The organism is Streptomyces sp. NBC_01497 (assembly GCF_036250695.1).
Classification (GTDB): Bacteria; Actinomycetota; Actinomycetes; order Streptomycetales; family Streptomycetaceae; genus Streptomyces.
The window spans coordinates 8,018,597-8,036,351 of the sequence record NZ_CP109427.1; the positions used below are offsets into that span (position 1 = coordinate 8,018,597).

Sequence of the window (17,755 nt, forward strand, 5' to 3'; positions counted from 1 at the left end):
CGGACCCATGGTGCCGTCTTCTGTGGCTGTACCGCGCCCGGCGATGTAGCGTCATGATCAGCTGTCGTGGTTCCGAAGTACCGCTCGCCCGTGACGCTCCGTTACGGGCGTTCATGCTGTCCAGCGTGTCCGGACCAAGGCGATCACCTCCGGGCCGCCGCGCCGTGCGGCGGCCCTCGCTTCGCGGAATACGGAGAATCGGCATGGCCAGTGGCACCGTCAAGTGGTTCAACTCGGAAAAGGGCTTCGGCTTCATCGCGCAGGACAGCGGCGGACCGGACGTCTTCGCGCACTACTCCAACATCTCGACGACCGGCTACCGCGAGCTGGCGGAGGGCCAGAAGGTCACCTTCGACGTGACCCAGGGCAACAAGGGCCCCCAGGCGGAGAACATCCTCCCCTCCTGATTGATCCACGGCGTCCGCCCCCGCGGCGGACACGAGGACGATCCCGGGGCGTGGGCCCGGTGGCAGTCGGCCACCGGGCCCACGCCCTTCGCGCCTCCCGGGCCACTGTCGGGTCTGGGGTCCCTCTTCTGCGCTTCCCCGATGGCGTGAGCGCTGGGGGACGGCTGTCATGGAGCGAAGAGGGCGTCACCCGTGGCGCCCGATGACCGACACGGTGGGTGCCCCACCCGTGGTCGTCTCGGCAAAGGGAGCCGCGCCAATGCCTCGTGACCCGCATACCGCAGAAGGAGAACAGGATCCTCCGCCTCCCCGAGCGGGCGGGGACACGACCCGGGAACCCATACGTACCCTCCTGTGGACGGCGGCGACCATCCGCCCGCTGGACGAGGTCGCCGCGCTCGTCAGCCTGCTCCGGCGTACGGGGGAGGTGCCGAGCCCCGCGGACGAGGCGCTCAGGGCGGCGGCCGTCGCCCGTCCGCTGGATGAGGTCAGGCAGCTCGTCCTCATGCTCAACGAACCGCCGGATCGACAGGACGAGATGGACGCGGCCCTGCGCGCCGTCGCTGTGGGGCGTCCCATCGAGGATGTCGCCCACCTCGTCAGCATCCTGGGATTCGAGGGCTCCGAGCCGGCCGGGACAGCGGGGGAGCGTCCCGTCCGCGCGGCGACGGCGGCCTCGGTCGCGGAGCGCGTGACAGCGCACGAACCCGTTCTGGCACCGGCGCGGGAGGCCGTGCTGGAAGCCGTGTCCGAAGCGGGACCCGCGGCGGGGGAGCCGCCGGTCGTCGCGGACGCGCAGGCGGCTGCCGTCGTCGACGCTCCCGAGCCGGCGCGCCGACAGGCGTCCGCGGTACGGACAGCCGGCGCCGAGCCCCCCGGTGTCGACACGTTCCGCTTCGTGCCGCCCGCCACCACCCGGACCCGGATTGCTCCCGCGTCACCGGCGCCCCGCCCGGCCGCGCGGCACGCCGCCAGGACCGCCGTGCCCGACCGTGACGCCCGGGCCGCCCGCCCGGCCCCGTCCCCGGCGCTCGGGTCCGTCCTGCGTTGGCCCGCCGGTGCGGTGCTGATCGTCATGGGCCTGCTCCATCTGCCCGAGGACCTCGGCGAACTCCGCTCCGGCGGCGTCACCGACATGCTCTGCGTGGTCATCACCGTGCTCTGCCTGGTGCTCGCGGCCTGGCTGATGGTGCGGGACATGGCGTGGACCTGGGGCGCGAGCGCGGTGGTCGCGGGCGCGGTGCTGGTCATCCACTCGATGGTCGGCTTCGGCAGCATCACACTGCCGGGCAGCAGCCTCGGCGGGGCGTACAGGTGGGCGAGCGCCATCGCGCTGGTCTGCGCGATCGCGGCACTCGCCCTGAGCGGCTCGGCGCTGATGCGCAGGCACCCGCAGGGCGTCACCGGTGACGTCGGCTCGTAGCCCGCGACCCGTCCCGTGCGACGGCGGCGCCCCCTGCCGTCAACGCGTTCCAGGGGGCGCCGCCGCGTGCGTCAGGCGGTCCGGTCGGGCAGCCAGTTGCCGTGGAAGCCGGCCGGGACGCGGCGCGGCAGGTGGACGACCGCGACAGGCGGCGCAGCAAGGTGGTCGGCGTCGAGTATCACCAGGTCGCTGCGGTCGGTGGCCGCGTCGTACACGAAGGTCATGAGCCAGCCGGGGCCGCCGGGGACATCGTCGGCCGGCGCGAAGGCCGCCTCCCCCGGCGCTCTGCCGGCGCCGAAGACATGGCTCGTCACCGCACCGGAGTCCAGGTGGTAGCGGTGCAGCGCGCCACGGCCGTGCCCCCCGTCCGTCCGCCCGGCCGCCTGCGTCGCGTGGCCGAACGCGCTGGGCAGTCCGGCGAGCCGGTCGTCGATCCGCGGGAACTCGGCGCGCCGGTCGTCCAGCCGCTCCTCGCGGACCGCGCCGGTGGTCAGGTCGATCGTCCACCGCCACAGCGACGCGCTCCCGTCGAGGGCCACGCCGTCGCCGAGGGAGGGGTAGCGCGACACGTGGAGCACCAGGCGGGTTCCGTCCGCCCCCTCGTGGGCGTTGAGCGTGTGGAAGACGTAGCAGGGTTCGATGTCGAACCAGCGGACCGGACCGAACGGGTCGTCGCGCCGCAGCACCCCGAGCCGGGCCCCGTTCTGCGGCGACCACACGTACGGCATGCCGCCGCCGGGGGCCGTCGCCCGCCCACGGTCGAAGACGACCGGGAGGTCCATGAAGACCACATGGCGGGCGGTGAGGTGGAAGTCGTGCATCATCGTCGCCGCGGGCACCTCGATCTCCCGGCTGACCGTCAGCTGCCCGGCCGCGTCGGCGCGGTGGTAGGTCAGATACGGGGGCCTTCCCGCGCCGTACCCGAAGAAGTGCAGCTCGCCCGTGGTGGGGCAGACCTTCGGGTGAGCGGTCATCGCCGTGCCGAGCCGCCCGCCGAAGTCGTACGGTCCGACGGTCCCGAGTTCGTGACCGGGCTCGCAGGTCAGCTCGTAGGGGAACGACGACTCGACGAGGGCGAGCGTGCGCCCGGCGTGCCGTACGACATGGGTGTTGGCGACGCCTGCGGTCAGGTCGCTGCGGCCGTGAACGTCCCGGGTCCGGGCGCCGTGTTCGAAGGTGCTGGTGCGGACCCATCGGTTGCGGTAGGCGACAGCGCGGCCGCTCTCCAGCCGGACGCCGTGCACCATGCCGTCACCGAGGAACCAGTGGGCGGACGCGGCCTCGCGGGGGTTGGGTCCGTTGCGCAGGTACCAGCCGGTCAGCTCGGGCGGTACCGCCCCGGTCACTTCCAGCGCCCGGGTGGTGAGTTCGTCGGGCACGGGGGCGTAGTTCCCCGCGAGGTGCGGCGCGGGTGCGTCGGCCGTGGTCATGATCGGTCCCTTCGTGAGGGTCGGGAGTGGTGCGGCTCGTGTGGTCGCGGGCCTGTGGGCGGGGCGCGGAACGGTCCGCGGGGTGGGGTGCGCCGGTTCAGGCCGCTTCGCCCGCGCTGCCGGAGGATGTCGGGGCGGCTCCCGCGGCGGCTCCCGTACGGGCGAGGCGGGCGCGGACCCGGCGCGGATAGAGGGAGGTGAAGAGGGCGGGCGTGGCCAGCCCCACGACGTGGACCAGGATGATGACCCAGTCGGGCGCGTCCTTGGCCGAGCAGGCGATGAGCGCGGCACCGGAGAAGGTGAAGGCGGTGGCCCAGACCGACGTGATGATCACGTTGACCCGGAGGAAGCCCGGCGTGTGCCAGTACTCCCGCGGTGTCTGCTGCCGGGCGATGCCCAGGGTGAAGGGCCTGCGGATGGCCAGCGACAGCCAGGCGGTCAGGCAGAGCCACACGAACGACATCGCGCTGTCGTAGGGCTTCAGCGCGGAGCCGGGATCGGCGAACGCGAGTGCGCCGAGGGGCACGAAGTAGATCACCGTGCTGATGTCGAGGATCAGGGCGTCCGCGGCGATCCCGCCGCGCAGCCCGCCCGCCAGCAGGATGCTGCCGGTGGCGAGGGCGGCGACGGCCCCCCAGCGCCAGTCGGCCGACGACACGGCGGCGAACACGATCCACGGAATGAAACCACGCAGGTAGCCCACGGCTGCTCTCCCTGAGAACTCCGTTATTCCAATATTGACAGGTCAAAAGTAGAAGGTCTTCCTTTGATGTGTCAACACTGGAAGGTAGGGTCGTTCCCATGAGCCTTCGGCACGCACTTCTCGGACTCCTGGTGGAACGCACCGGCAGTGGCTACGACCTGATGAAGCTGTTCGACACCTCACTCGCGAGCGTCTGGCCGGCCACCCAGAGCCAGGTCTACGGCGAGCTCAACCGGCTCGACGCCGGGGGCCTGATCGAGGTCGTCGCCGAGGGCGCCAGGGGCCGCAAGGATTACGGCATCACCGCGGACGGGAAGGCCGAGCTGCACCGCTGGCTGGTGGAGAACGAGGAGCACAAGCCGCAGCGCAGTGAGCCGCTACTGCAGGTCTTCTTCCTCGGGGTGCTCGCGAAGGACGAGGCCGCGGCGCGCATGCGCCGCTGGGCGGAGCTCTCGGAGGCGCAGCACCAGCAACTGGTCGGACTCCGGGAGGGCGTCGACTGGGGTGAGGACATGCTGTCCACCGGTGGCGCGCTGGCGCTGGAGTACGGCCTGAGACTGCGCGCGATGGAGCAGGAGTGGGCCCGCTGGGCCGCGGAGCGGATCGAGCAGGGCCGGTCCTGAGGTACCGCGCCCGCGGTGCGACGGCGCGTCTCCGTGTCCGCGCACGGCACGGACAGGGAGGCGCGCCGTCGGCCGGGCACGGCGCACTGCGACGGGTCGCGCGGCCGGCGCCCGGTCAGGTGGCGGGGGTGCTCGAAGTGGGTTTCGTGCCGCCGTCGTTGACGCCGCGTGCCGACAGGGGAGTGGCGATGTCCTCCAGGGACCTGCCCTCCGCGGAGACCGCGAGGAACACCGCGACCAGTCCCGCTGCCACCATCAGCCCGGCACCGACGCAGAACGCGATCACCGCGTCACCGACATTGCCGCTGCTCGTCAGCGAGGAGAAGACCAGCGGCCCCGAGATGCCGCCCGCCGCGGTGCCGATCGAGTAGAACAGGGCGATCGCGAGCGCCCTGGTCTCCATGGGGAAGATCTCGCTCACCGTGAGATAGGCGGAACTGGCGCCCGCGGAGGCGAAGAAGAGCACCACGCCCCAGCACACCGTCATCGTGGTGGCGTTGAGCCAGCCCTCGTTGAACACCCAGGCGGTGATGAACAGCAGGACACCCGAGAGGATGTACGTCCCGGAGATCATCTTCTTGCGGCCCACGGTGTCGAACAGCTTCCCCAGCAGCAGCGGGCCCAGGAAGTTGCCCACGGCGATGGCTGCGAAGAAGTAACCCGTCGTGCTGCTGGAGACGTCGAAGAAGTTCACCAGGATCGACCCGAAGCCGAACGTGATGGCGTTGTACAGGAAGGCCTGCCCCACGAAGAGGGAGAAGCCGAGCACCGCGCGCCGGGGATAGCCCGCGATGAGCGTCTTCGCGATCGTCCAGAGGCTGATGCTCTTGTGCTGCTCGACGGTGATCGAGCCCTCCGGCGCGGGCAGCCGCTCCCCCCTTTCCTCCTCCACCTGCCGCTCCACGTCCGAGACCAGGTCCTCCGCCTCCCGCTCGTAGCCGTGGATGAACATCCAGCGCGGGCTCTCGGGCACATGGCGGCGCACCAGCAGGATCACGAGTCCGAGTACGACACCGAGCGCGAACGTCAGCCGCCAGCCGACGTCCTTGGGGAAGATGTCGGTGTTCAGCGCCAGGACGGACAGCAGCGCTCCCCCCACCGCGCCGAGCCAGTAACTGCCGTTGATGATGAGGTCGACCCGGCCCCGGTACTTGCTCGGGATGAGTTCGTCGATGGCCGAGTTGATCGCCGCGTACTCGCCGCCGATGCCGAAACCGGTGAGGAAGCGGAACAGGAAGAACCACCACGCGGAGAACGACAGCGCCGTGGCCGCCGTGGCAGCCAGGTAGACCGCGAGGGTGATCAGGAAGAGCTTCTTGCGGCCGAACCGGTCGGTGAGCCAGCCGAAGACCAGCGCGCCCGCGCAGGCCCCCGCCACATAGAGGGCCGCACCGATGCCGGTGACCTGGCCGTCGCTGATGCTCAGGCCGCTGCCGTCCTCGGAGAGCCGGCTCGCGATGTTGCCGACGACGGTCACCTCAAGGCCGTCGAGAATCCATACGGTGCCCAGCCCGATCACGATCAGCCAGTGCCACCGGGACCAGGGCAGCCGGTCCAGTCTGGACGGGACCTGAGTGGTGACCGTCCCGATCGCGGGTTGCGCGGATTGACTCATCGTTTGAGACTCCTGCCCGGCGGCGCATGCTGTACGGCGCGTGGGACACGCCGATGATGGTTGGCTGCGGTTACCCGATGATCAAAGTGGGTAAACCGCCGGGTTTCGCGTCCAGTTGGGAGGGCCGGGGAACGCGAGGCGACGCGTGCCCGATCGAATGACTCCCGGGGAGCGGTATTGACGGTGCGTCCGCGCACCTCGGCCGACGGGCCGCACGGTCCTGGTCAGGCCTCCCGGCGGCGCGGAGCGAGAGCGTACGACGCCGGGACGGCCGAGTGGCGGAGCGGAGCAGAGGCCGGGAACGCTCACGGCCGCGCTGTCAGGGGCCCCGGCCCCTCCGGCCGGGGCGGGTCCGCGCGCCGGGGCGGCCTTCCCGGCGAGGCGGCTCAGCTTTCGCGGGGCCCGCCACGAGGACCACGTCCCCGTTCCCGCCGCCGCGCCGACGGCCGGGCGGGACCGGCTTCCGTAGCGGCCGAGGGCGGCCGGGGGAGTGCCACTGTCCCGGAACGCCTCCGCCCTGGAGAGCCGGAACCTGGCAGGGCCGCCTGCGGCGCCGCTGTACGGGCAGAGCCGTCATGCTCGGCCGTGAGCGCCTTCCGGGGGGCGGGGCGACGGGTGGCGGACGGTCCGCGCCTCAGGCGTCGGCCGTGTCGCAGGACCGCGGCTGCGCGTGCCGCACGCTCTCGGGCATCTCGATGTTCCACGCGGTGATGACGGGGCGGTCGTGCTCGGTGCCCAGCCGCGAGACCGTGCCGGTCTCCAGCTTGAACAGTCTGCCCTCGGCCGGTGTGAGCTCCAGGTAGCGGGCGGTCAGTACCCGCAGGAAATGCCCGTGCGAGACCAGAACGACGTCGTCGTCCGTCTCCGCCATCGCCTTGCGGACCTCGGCGAGGACCCGGTCGGCGCGCTCGCCCACCTCCTCCGGTGTCTCGCCCGGATGGGCCGCGTCGCCGGGGATCACGCCGTCGGTCCACAGATACCAGTCGGGGCGAGTCCTGTGGATCTCGTTCGTGGTGATGCCTTCGTACCCGCCGTAGTCCCACTCGTGCAGGTCGGTCGTCACCCGGTAGTCCGTGAGGCCAGCGAGTTCGGCTGTGCGCTCCGTACGTCCCAGCGGGCTCACCATCGTCAGGCCCACCCTGCGGTCGGCGAGCAGCGGCGCGACGGCGCGGGCCTGGTCCTCGCCGCGCGCGGTGAGAGGGATGTCGGTGTTCCCGGTGTGCTGCCCGGACAGTGTCCACTCGGTCTCCCCGTGCCGTACCAGGATCAACTCGCCCATGGCTCGTGCCACCCGCTTCCACTCGTGTGCAGTTCCTGCGGCCTGGGCCGTTTCCGAGGGGGACAACCCGCCCGGAGGGCGCCGCATTCCGGTCGCCCGTCCCCGCGGATCCGGGCGGGCGACCCCGTGATGTCCTCCCAGTGTCCCCTCTCCCTGCTTCCCCCACAGGGCGGGAATGCCACACGGAGGGGGTGCGTTACACCGGGCGTCCAGTTGATGAACATGACATCCAGAACGGAGAAGCCGGGCGAGAGTCGGGCGACCTCCGCGACGGAGTCGGAACGCCCTGTCTGGAGCACGCATGGCACGCAGTGAGACCCGCCCCGTCGTCACTCTCCGGTCCACCGCAGGGACCGGGCACACGTACGTGACGCGGAAGAACCGCCGCAACGACCCCGACCGCCTCGAACTGCGCAAGTTCGACCCGACGGCCGGAACGCACGTGCTGTACCGCGAATCGCGCTGACCTGCGGGGGTACCCGTAGGAGCCGTCCGTAGACGAGGAAGGACTACGTTATGAAGCCTGGCATCCACCCCGAGTCCCGTGCGGTCGTCTTCCGTGACACCGCCACCGGCGACGCCTTCCTGACGCACTCGACGCTCGACTCCGACAAGCGCGTCGACTGGGAGGACGGCAACACCTATCCTCTCGTCGACGTGGAGATCTCCTCCGCGAGCCACCCCTTCTACACCGGCAAGGGCCGGGTCGTGGACACGGCGGGCCGCGTGGAGAGGTTCGAGCGCAAGTACGGCTCGTACCGCAAGGACGACAGCGGCAACAGCTGACCGTGCGGACCCGCGTCCGCCGCGCGGCCCGTGGCCCAGTTCACAGGACGGCACGGGAAAGCGGCGGAACACGCGGATCCGGTTGAGCGTTCACCTGTACGTGGCCGCGGAGGGGACAGTGTCCCCGGGCCTCACCCCTTGCCCATGGGGAAGATCGTTCGGCTGAAGCCCCATGGAGCCTTTCGCCGCGAGGCGACCGCCCTCCGTGACCACCTCTGAACGGCCCCGGCTGGAATCCCCCGAATCCAGCCGGGGCCTCCCCATGTCCGCGGGGTCTTCTCCCTCCTGTCCGGGTCTTTCCGCGCTTGTGGCGCCCCGGTTCCACCGACCCCCGGTTCCGCCCACCCCCGGTTCCCTCGGGCCCTCGGTCTCCCCGGATCCGGGGCCGCTCGGCCGGTCACCCGATCCTGCAGGGCACGACGAGACCCGCCCGGCATACTGCGCCTCATGACGCAGCAGCCGACAGGTCCCCGTGTGTCCCCCCTCTTCCCGGCCCTCGCCGTGCCCGACGGCCGTCCAGCCCTGCGCTTCGGCGAGCGCACCGTCGGCTACGCGGAACTCGCCGCCACCGCCACCGCTCTCGCCGCCAGGATCGACGGCGCCCGCCGGATCGCGATCTGGGCCACGCCGAGCGTCGACACCGCCGTCGCCGTCGTGGCGGCGCTGCTCGCCGGGGTGCCCGCCGTACCGCTGAACCCGCGCAGCGGAGAGCGCGAGCTCGGGCATGTCGTCGCCGACAGCGAACCCGAACTCGTGATCGCGGAACGGGACGCCGTGCTGCCCGCCGCGCTGGACGGCATCGAGCGGGCGGCCGTGCCCGTCGTACCCGAGACGGGTGGTCCTGCCGCGCCGCTGCCGGGGGAGCCCGACGCGGAGAGCCCGGCCCTGATCATCTACACCTCGGGCACCACGGGCCCGCCGAAGGGGGCGGTGCTGCCCCGCCGCGCGCTCGCCGCCACCCTCGACGCGCTGGCCGACGCCTGGCAGTGGACGGCGGACGACGTGGTCGTGCACGCGCTGCCGCTGTTCCACGTCCACGGCCTCGTGCTCGGGGTGCTCGGCCCGCTGCGGCGCGGCGGCTCGATGCGGCACCTCGGCAGGTTCGACACCGGCGCGGTCGCGCGCGAACTGGCGGACGGCGGGACCATGCTGTTCGGCGTTCCCACGATGTACCACCGCATCGCGCTGGCGGTCGCGGTGGACGCCGCGCTCGTCAGCGCCCTGTCCGGAGCCCGGCTGCTCGTGTCCGGCTCCGCGCCGCTCCCGCTGCCGGACCACCGGAGGATCACCGAGGCGACCGGGCGTCAGGTGATCGAGCGGTACGGCATGACGGAGACCCTCATGAACACGAGTGTGCGTGCGGACGGTGAACCACGCGCCGGGAGCGTCGGCGTGCCGCTGCCCGGCGTGGAACTGCGGCTCGTGGACGACGAGGGCGGTGTGCTCGACACGGACGACGGCGCGACGATCGGGGAGATCCAGGTGCGCGGCGCGAACGTGTTCACGCAATACCTGAACCGCCCGGAGGCCACCGAGGCCGCGTTCTGGGCCGGTTGGTTCCGGACCGGTGACATGGCGACACGTGACGGCGACGGATACGTCCGCATCGTCGGCCGCCGGGCCACCGACCTGATCAAGAGCGGCGGTTACAAGATCGGGGCGGGTGAGATCGAGAACGTCCTGCTCGATCACCCCGGGGTGGCGGAGGCGGCGGTCACCGGCGAGCCCGACGACGACCTGGGGGAGCGGATCATCGCCTGGGTGGTGCCGGCCGACCCGGCGGCGCCCCCGGCCGCGGACGAACTGGCGGCACATGTGGCGAGGGAACTCGCGGCGCACAAGCGGCCCCGGGAGGTGCGGTTCCTGGAGGCGCTGCCGCGCAACGACATGGGCAAAATCACCAAGCGGGCACTGGGCACCTGATTCTCATCCCCCTCTCACCGGACGATACGACAAGCTGAATAGAGTGGAGGAGTGACCAACTCGACTCCTCCCGGCTGGTACCCCGATCCGGCGCAGACAGGTGAAGGCGCCCATCAGCAGCGCTGGTGGGACGGCTCCGCCTGGACCGACCACGTGCACCCGGCAGCGTCCGACACGTGGAACGCGACGGACGCACCCGGCCTCCCCGGCTATCCGCCGATGCCGCAGAGCACGCCACGCGGCGCCCGCGGGCGCAAGGTCGCCGTCTCGGTCACCGCGGGAGTGGTGGTTCTCGCGCTCGCGGGCGGTTTCTACCTGCTCGGCAAGAACGACAGCGGCGACGGGTCGAAGGCGGCGGACTCCGTCCCGTCCGCGCCCCCCCAGGCGGGGCAGGGCGAAGGGGGTTCCCAGGGTGGTGGCGGCCTCGGCGGCTCGGACGGTGGATCCGGCGGCTCCCTGGGCGGCTCGGAGGGCGGTTCCGGCGGCTCCCTGGGCGGCTCGGACGGCGGCGGCCTCCCCGGCAGTCCCGACGACCCGCAGGGTGGCGACGGCGGCAGTGCCGGCGGCGACGGGCAGGGCCAACTCCCGCAGACGGAGAAGGGCTTCGCCACCGACGCGGCCAGTGGGATCGACCTCCCCGTGCCGAGCGGCTGGGCGGGTCAGTCCGGGCTCGCGGGCGCCGGCGTGACCACCGGGAACTACAAGTGCCCCGGGGACGCCTCCCAGACCTGTGTCCGCGGTGGCGTGTTCTCGGCTCCCGCGTCCAGCCTCAAGGTCACCGCGAAGACGGCGAAGGCCGCGGCGCTGCAGGACATCCCGGCCAACGCCCAGGAGTCGTACGGCGACGACGGTGTCTACGGGAAGATCACCTCGCACCAGCAGCTGAAGTCGGAGGCCGTGAAGGTGGCCGGCAAGGACGGTTACCTGGTGCTGTGGAAGGTCGTCACGAGCAAGGGCGACGACGGGTACGTCGAGTCCCTGGCCTTTGCTTCCCCGGCGGCCGAGGGACAGATGGTGATGGTCCGTGCCGGGTTCGACGTGAACAGCAAGGCGCCGGCGCTGAGCGTCCTGAACACCATCGTCAAGGGCATCAAGGCCGCGCCTGCGGGCGCCGGGGACAGCGGGAACGGCAAGGGCGTCTGACGCGGGGCCGCTCGGCTGTCCGCCCGGCCCGGTGCCGGGCCGGGTGGCCCGGGCGGTCGCCCCGCGCGTACACGGGCGTCGCGGCCGGTGCGGATCGTGGTGGTGGCGCGGAGATGCCACGCCGAGGCGGCCGTGCGAAAGCACCACGAGGGGGCGGCCGGACGAAAGCGCCCGCGACGGTGGCGGCTGTACGAGAGCCGCCACCGAGGGCGGCGCCGTTGGCGGGTGCCATGGCCTGTGGCGGTCGTACGCATGTCGTGCGGGCGAACGTGTGGTGCGTCCGTCGCGCGCCCGTACCGCCCGGAGCCCGCTGCCGGCCGGACGGAGCCTCGCGGTTTGACTTCGAGCGCGCTCCAATTCGTAGCCTGGCTTCATGAACACGCCTCAGCACAAGATCGGAACAGGGTTCGGAGCCCGTACCACCGCCGCCGAAGTCCTTCGGGGAATCGACCTCACGGGCAAGCTCGTGATCCTGACGGGCGGCTACTCGGGCATCGGCATCGAGGCGACACGGGCGCTGGCGGGCGCGGGCGCGCACGTCGTCGTACCCGCGCGGCGGCCGGAGCAGGCCAGGTCCGCACTGGAGGGCATCGCGAACGTCGAGGTCGACGAACTCGACCTCGCCGACCTCGACAGCGTGCGCGCTTTCGCCGAGCGCTTCCTCGCCTCGGGTCGCTCCATCGACATGATCATCGACAACGCGGGCGTGATGGCGTGCCCCGAGACGCGCGTGGGGCCCGGCTGGGAAGCGCAGTTCGCCACCAACCACCTCGGCCACTTCGCGCTCGTCAACCGGCTCTGGCCGGCGGTGGCGAGCGGGGCGCGCGTGGTCTCGGTCTCGTCCGGCGGCCACCGGCGTTCCCCGATCCGCTGGGACGACATCCACTTCGAGCGCGACTACGACAAGTGGGAGGCGTACGGGCAGGCCAAGACGGCGAACGTGCTGTTCGCCGTCGAACTCGACCGTCTCGCAAGGGAGTCGGGCGTCCGTGCGTTCGCGCTGCACCCGGGAGGCATCCTCACGCCGCTCCAGCGGCACCTTCCCAAGGAGGAGATGGTGGCCTTCGGCTGGATCGACGAGGAGGGCAACCCGGTCAACGACTCCTTCAAGACGCCGGAGCAGGGTGCCTCGACCGAGGTGTGGGCCGCCACCTCGCCGCAGCTCGACGGTGCGGGCGGTGTCTACTGCGAGGACTGTGACATCGCAGAACGCAACGACGACCCCCAGGTGGGCGGCGGTGTGCGCGATTACGCGGTGGACCCGGAACAGGCCTCCAGGCTCTGGAAGTTGTCTGCCGCGCTGACCGGTGTCAACGCGTTCCCCGCGGTCTCCTGACCGCTGCCGCACACAGTCGCCGCGGCCTGCGGCGACGGCCGCCACGGGCCGGGGCTCACACCGCAGGCGACGCCGTCGCCGGGGGAGCGGTGCCGGGCCCTGGGCGCCCGCCGCGACGCACCTGTGGGGCCCCGCCGCCGGGTCCGGCCGCGCGGTCGCACGGAACGAGAACGGACAGGCGGCCGTCACCGCGGGCCCGCGGTGACGGCGAACGGTGCGCCCGGGCTGCCGGTCAGGTGGCGGGCTCGCCGGTGGTTTCGCCCGGGGGCGCCGGATCGTCGGGCGGCGGGCACCGGGTGTCGGGGTGCCGGCACGGACGCCGGCGCCCCGGCGCCTGCCCCAGGCCCGTCCGGCGCGCGGGACCTCCCGTCACCGGCCGGGTGGGGAGCGGGCCGGGAGGTCGTGGACCCTCCACGACGTGCGGCGATCAGAGTCCCCTTCGATGGGCCCGCAGTGAACGTGGTCGCCTGCGCCGTGGCCGGTTCCGGTGCCGCCTCCTCGGCTTCGCCGTGGCCCGGGCGTTGTGCGCGACGACGCCCTGGCTGTTCCGTCCACGGAGGTTGGTGACGGGGCGGGCGTCGCCGTCGTCTGAGGCGTCCCGCTTAACGACGGCTTCGAAGACTTCAACCGCCGGGTCCGGCTCCCCCTGGGGTTCCGGATCCTTCGGCCCGCCCGCGAAATCGTGTTCCTGACCCCGTCGGGCAAGGCGGAGTTCTCGGCCGCCCCGCTGCCGGACGTCGCGCCCCAGGACGGCACCCTGATCCTGCAGACGATGCGTTTCGCACGACCAGTGGAACACCACGATCTACTCGGACAACGACCGCTACCGGGGTATCGAGAACCTGCGGACCCTGGTGTTCCTGAACGCGGACGACATGCGGGCGCGGCAGTTGGCCCGACGCGACAGCGTCGACATCACCAGCACCGCGAAGGACGGATCACCACGCGTCCTGCGGGGTTACATCGCGCTTCCCTACGACATCCCGCACGGATGTGCCGCCGGCTACCTGCCGGAGATGAACGCCCTGATCGCGGCGGGGGACTACAGCGTCCAGAGCGACCAGCCGCTGATGAAGAGTGTCAGGGTCCAGGTCGCCGCGGCGGCTGCCGCGCCGCCCTCCTCCGGCAGGTGCCCGTCATGTCGGGCGCGTCGGCAGCCCGTTGACGCTCCGCCCGGCGGATCCGCAACAAGGACGCGCCGCTCACGGAGCCGGTGAGCCGCGTACGGCAGCCTGAAGCCGCGTACGGCGCGTACGAATGGCGCGTACGGCGTGAAGCCGCGCATGGCAGCGCGAAGCCGCGTACCGCGTGAAGCCGCGTGTACGGGGCGGCGGGAGGCGACGCCAGTGAGGGGCCGGGGCAGCCGCGGGCCTCGGAGCGTGCGGCCGGGCCACGCGCTTCGCGCCGTTCGCTGAGGTGACGAACCCGTCGGTCCGCGGCGGCGGTTCGTCCGCGTACGCCCGCCGCCCGGCCGCGCACCCGTGCGGATTGCCCGAGCGGCAGTGAGTTCCACCGTCTCCGCTGCGGGCGCCGCCACCTGCGAGGACGGAACGGCACCGGCGTTTCGTGGTGTTCCGGCCCCATCCCGGATGAGCGCTTCCCATGGCGCGCTGCACGCTTATGGACATCGCCCGGCGGACGTGCTGTCATGCCAACTGCCTGCATTACAACGATGGAACAGTCCGTGCCGCAAGGGAACGAGCCGGTCGCGGCGCTTCTCGGCCGGCCCGGCGCGGACGTGTCACCCGGTCGACCGGAGAGCGGAGTTGTCCATGAGAGCCCCAGCAAAGAGGCGATGGCCCAGGTCCCTGCGGAAGGGGATCGGACTGGCCGCCGTCCTGAGCGCGGCCGCCACCACGACACTGGCCGGCGGTGGCACGGCGGCGGCCGGCGCGGCCCAGGCCGGAGCTCCGGCCCACCGCATCCCGACCGTCTCGTCGGGAGACGCCCGCTTCGAGATCCTGTCGCCGACGCTGATCCGTACCGAGTACGCGGGGGACCGGAAGTTCACGGACGACGCGACGTTCAACGCGATCGGCCGTGACGGCTTCGCACCGGCCGCCTACACGGTGAGGACCTCCGGTGGCTGGCTCACCATCAGGACGAGCGCGGTGACCCTGCGCTACCGGGTCGGCTCGGGCCAGTTCGACGCGCAGAACCTCACCGTGCACACGGTCGCGGGCGACACCCCGGTGACCGCCACGCCCTGGCAGCATCTGAGCTGTGGGCTCGGCGCGTTGTGCGAGGCCGAGGAATTGCAGCTGAGCGGTGTCTCCGTGGGCTCCGACCACGTGGGCCACACGGGGGCCGGCTTCGCGGCGGGCTTCGAGAGCACCGGTGCGTCCGCGTCGGCTGACATCGATGTCAGCAGCGCCGGGACCTACCAGTTCGACGTGCGGTACGCCAACTCCCTCGGCGGTGACGGCCAGACCACGACCCGTACGCTGACGCTCTCCGTGGACGGCGGCGATCCGCAGAGCGTCACTCTGCCGACCACGGCGAACTGGGACACCTGGAAACTCGCCACCGCGAGCCTCGGGCTCACCGCCGGGCACCACACCATCACCCTGGCCAGGACCGCGACGGACTCCGGCGACGTCAACGTCGACAGTGTCGCGCTCGTCCGGCCCGGCGACGCGTACCCCCCGGCCTCCACCACCGCGATCTCCGACTGCGGCTACGGCGTGAGCTGCGAGGCGGAGGCAGGACGGACCGGCGGCTCGGCGGTCGTCGCTACGGACCACACGGGATACGCCGGCAGCGGCTTCGTCGCCGAACTCGATCAGGGATCGAGCGTGGCCACCCACGTGGTCGGCGTGCCCGCCGACGGCGACTACACGCTCCGGGTGCGTTACGCCAACGGCCCGGGCGGCGACGGACTCCACCAGACGCGCGACGCCACCGTCACCGCGGGCGGAGCCAGCACGACGCTGTCGCTCCCCGCGACGAAGGACTGGGACGACTGGCAGACGGCGTCCGTGCCGGTGAGCCTCAAGGCGGGCTCGGACGACGTCGCCCTCACCTGCCCGGGCGCCGCGGACTGCCACATCAACGCGGACACCCTGTCCGTGGCCGCGCCCAAGGAGGCCGCGCCCCCGCCGCACCTCGCACTCGGCGGCTACCGCCGGGGTCTGGACGGCGTGACCGGCAACGGCGCCGCACCCGCGACCACCCCCGGACTGCTCAACCAGGACGGCTGGTACCTGCTCGACGACACCCCGTCGGCCCTCTACGACACCGCGGCGCACAAGGTCACACCGCGCCCCGGCCACGGCGGCGATCCGTACCAGGACGGCTATGTCTTCGGATACGGACACGACTACAAGCAGGGACTCAAGGATCTGGCCACGCTGACCGGGCCGCCCGCCCTGCTGCCGTCATGGGCCTACGGCGTCTGGTACTCGGAGTACATCGACCGCACCGCGGCCGACTACGAGAACACGATCCTGCCGTCCTTCCGGTCCGAAGGCGTACCCCTGGACGTCCTGGTCACCGACACCGACTACAAGGCGGTCAACGACTGGAGCGGCTGGGAGCTGGACCCGTCGAAGTTCCCCGACGCGAAGGGATTCTTCGACTGGTCGGCCGCGCAGGGACTGCACAACACGCTCAACGTGCACCCCAGCATCCTCGCGTCCGACCCCCAGTTCGCCCAGGCGCAGGCAACGGCCAAGGGCAAGCTGCAGAAGGGGGGTTGCGCCTCGGGCGCAGAGGTCCAGGACAACTGCTACACCTTCGACTTCGGCGACCCGGACCAGCTGAAGGCGTACCTCGGCCTGCACCGGACCATGGACCAGGAGGGCAACGACTTCTGGTGGCTGGACTGGTGCTGCGACGCGTCGCAGTCGTCGCTGCAGGGGGTCACCCCGGACGCGTGGATCAACCAGCAGTACGCCGACCTCACCGCGAGGACCCTCGGCCGGGGATTCGTCCTCTCCCGTGCGTACGGATCCCTGCAGGCCGGCGGGTACAGCGGCCAGCAGGCACTGCCGACGGGGCCGTGGGCGGACAAGCGCACCACCGTGCATTTCACCGGCGACACGTCCTCGACGTGGGGCACACTGAAGCTGGAGGTCGGCTACACCCCGGGCGAGTCCGCGGCGACCGGGATGGCGGCCATCACGCATGACATCGGCGGCCACAACGACACGACGGGGCTGACGGGTTCGGAGACGTACACCGACGGCGGGCAGACGCTCAGCACGCACAAGCTCCCCGACGACCTGTACGCCCGCTGGGTGCAGTTCGGCGCGTTCCAGCCGATCGACCGGCTGCACAGCAACCACAGCGACCGGCTGCCCTGGCAGTACGGTGACGCGGCCAGGAAGTCGGCCGACGCGTTCCTCAACCTGCGCGAGAACCTGCTGCCGTACACCTACACGCTCGCGGCCGAGGCGAACCGTACCGGCCTGCCGATCGTCCGCCCCACCTACCTGGAGTACCCCGACGAGCCACAGGCGTACGCGACGTCCGCAGACGAGTACTTCTACGGCTCCGACGTCCTGGTGGCGCCGGTGACCTCGCCGGGCGACTCCGCCACCACTTCCGTCTGGTTCCCGCCCGGCCGGTGGACCGACTACTTCACCGGCAGGACGTACGCCGGCGGGACCACGCAGTCCGTCACCACCGGCCTCGACACGATGCCGGTCTTCGTCAAGGCCGGCGGCATCGTGCCGACGCGCACCCACAACGTCACGGACAACGACCGCAATCCGCTGACGGACGTCACACTGAGCATCGCCACCGGGGCCTCGGGTTCGTACAGCCTCTACGAGGACGACGGGGCGGCCCCGCAGAAGAACCGGAGTGCCACGACGACGGTCCGCTACCAGGAGAGCGGCTCGCGCCACACGGTGTCCATCGGCGCGGTGAAGGGGTCCTTCCCCGGACAGGTGCGGGAACGCGCGTGGACCCTCGCGCTGATGGGAACCCACGCGCCCACCAAGGTCACCGCGTCCGGGGTACGGCTGTCTCCGCACGCGTACCACTGGAACAGCACCACCGGGGTTCTGACGGTCACGCTGCCCCGCCGGTCGGTCCACTCCCCGGTCACCGTCACCTACCAGTAGGAAGGAACAGGAAGGAGA

Annotated in this window: 13 protein-coding genes and 1 pseudogene; 10 read left to right on the forward strand and 4 right to left on the reverse strand. The window is 71.7% G+C overall.

Going from position 1 to position 17,755, the window contains the following annotated elements:
* The first annotated feature begins 203 nt into the window (after positions 1-203).
* Together OG310_RS33880 and OG310_RS33885 are read left to right on the forward strand one after the other, a co-directional pair.
* A complete protein-coding gene (locus tag OG310_RS33880; RefSeq protein ID WP_329459668.1) occupies positions 204-407 on the forward strand; it encodes a cold-shock protein in 204 nt (67 codons plus the stop codon).
* A 259-nt stretch (positions 408-666) separates the two neighbouring features.
* Complete coding sequence (locus OG310_RS33885; protein WP_329459669.1) at positions 667-1,830, forward strand: hypothetical protein; 1,164 nt, start codon at positions 667-669, stop codon at positions 1,828-1,830.
* 71 nt (positions 1,831-1,901) lie between these two features.
* Here the strand turns inward: OG310_RS33885 and OG310_RS33890 are convergent, their stop codons facing one another.
* Both OG310_RS33890 and OG310_RS33895 read right to left on the reverse strand, forming a co-directional pair.
* Positions 1,902-3,260, reverse strand: coding sequence for a carotenoid oxygenase family protein (locus OG310_RS33890; RefSeq protein ID WP_329459670.1), 1,359 nt, complete (start codon positions 3,258-3,260; stop codon positions 1,902-1,904).
* Between the two features lie 97 nt (positions 3,261-3,357).
* Positions 3,358-3,963, reverse strand: coding sequence for a hypothetical protein (locus tag OG310_RS33895; protein WP_329459671.1), 606 nt, complete (start codon positions 3,961-3,963; stop codon positions 3,358-3,360).
* Between the two features lie 98 nt (positions 3,964-4,061).
* Between OG310_RS33895 and OG310_RS33900 the strand changes: the two genes are divergently transcribed.
* Complete coding sequence (locus OG310_RS33900) at positions 4,062-4,586, forward strand: PadR family transcriptional regulator (RefSeq protein ID WP_329459672.1); 525 nt, start codon at positions 4,062-4,064, stop codon at positions 4,584-4,586.
* Between the two features lie 115 nt (positions 4,587-4,701).
* Here OG310_RS33900 and OG310_RS33905 read toward each other — a convergent pair whose 3' ends face one another.
* Together OG310_RS33905 and OG310_RS33910 are read right to left on the reverse strand one after the other, a co-directional pair.
* Positions 4,702-6,201, reverse strand: a complete 1,500-nt coding sequence (locus OG310_RS33905) for an MFS transporter (protein WP_329459673.1) — start codon at positions 6,199-6,201, stop codon at positions 4,702-4,704.
* A 634-nt stretch (positions 6,202-6,835) separates the two neighbouring features.
* Complete coding sequence (locus OG310_RS33910; RefSeq protein WP_329459674.1) at positions 6,836-7,480, reverse strand: histidine phosphatase family protein; 645 nt, start codon at positions 7,478-7,480, stop codon at positions 6,836-6,838.
* 301 nt (positions 7,481-7,781) lie between these two features.
* On the opposite strand from OG310_RS33910, the gene rpmG reads away from it, so the two are divergent.
* From rpmG to OG310_RS33945, 7 genes and pseudogenes are all read left to right on the forward strand, one after another.
* The gene (gene rpmG, locus OG310_RS33915) at positions 7,782-7,946 is read left to right on the forward strand and encodes a 50S ribosomal protein L33 (RefSeq protein ID WP_329459675.1); all 165 of its coding nucleotides are present in this window, start codon (positions 7,782-7,784) and stop codon (positions 7,944-7,946) included.
* 50 nt (positions 7,947-7,996) lie between these two features.
* Positions 7,997-8,266, forward strand: a complete 270-nt coding sequence (locus OG310_RS33920; protein WP_329459676.1) for a type B 50S ribosomal protein L31 — start codon at positions 7,997-7,999, stop codon at positions 8,264-8,266.
* 474 nt (positions 8,267-8,740) lie between these two features.
* Positions 8,741-10,189 carry an acyl-CoA synthetase gene (locus OG310_RS33925; protein ID WP_329460509.1) on the forward strand — a complete coding sequence of 483 codons (1,449 nt, stop codon included), beginning with the start codon at positions 8,741-8,743 and terminating at the stop codon, positions 10,187-10,189.
* A 51-nt stretch (positions 10,190-10,240) separates the two neighbouring features.
* Positions 10,241-11,332, forward strand: coding sequence for a DUF2510 domain-containing protein (locus tag OG310_RS33930; RefSeq protein ID WP_329459677.1), 1,092 nt, complete (start codon positions 10,241-10,243; stop codon positions 11,330-11,332).
* Between the two features lie 373 nt (positions 11,333-11,705).
* On the forward strand, positions 11,706-12,668 hold the full coding sequence (locus OG310_RS33935; protein WP_329459678.1) for an SDR family NAD(P)-dependent oxidoreductase: 963 nt from the start codon (positions 11,706-11,708) through the stop codon (positions 12,666-12,668).
* A 607-nt stretch (positions 12,669-13,275) separates the two neighbouring features.
* Positions 13,276-13,774: pseudogene (locus OG310_RS33940) on the forward strand (molybdopterin dinucleotide binding domain-containing protein); the annotation flags it as partial.
* Positions 13,775-14,440: 666 nt separating this feature from the next.
* Complete coding sequence (locus OG310_RS33945) at positions 14,441-17,737, forward strand: TIM-barrel domain-containing protein (protein ID WP_329459679.1); 3,297 nt, start codon at positions 14,441-14,443, stop codon at positions 17,735-17,737.
* The last annotated feature ends 18 nt before the right edge of the window (positions 17,738-17,755 follow it).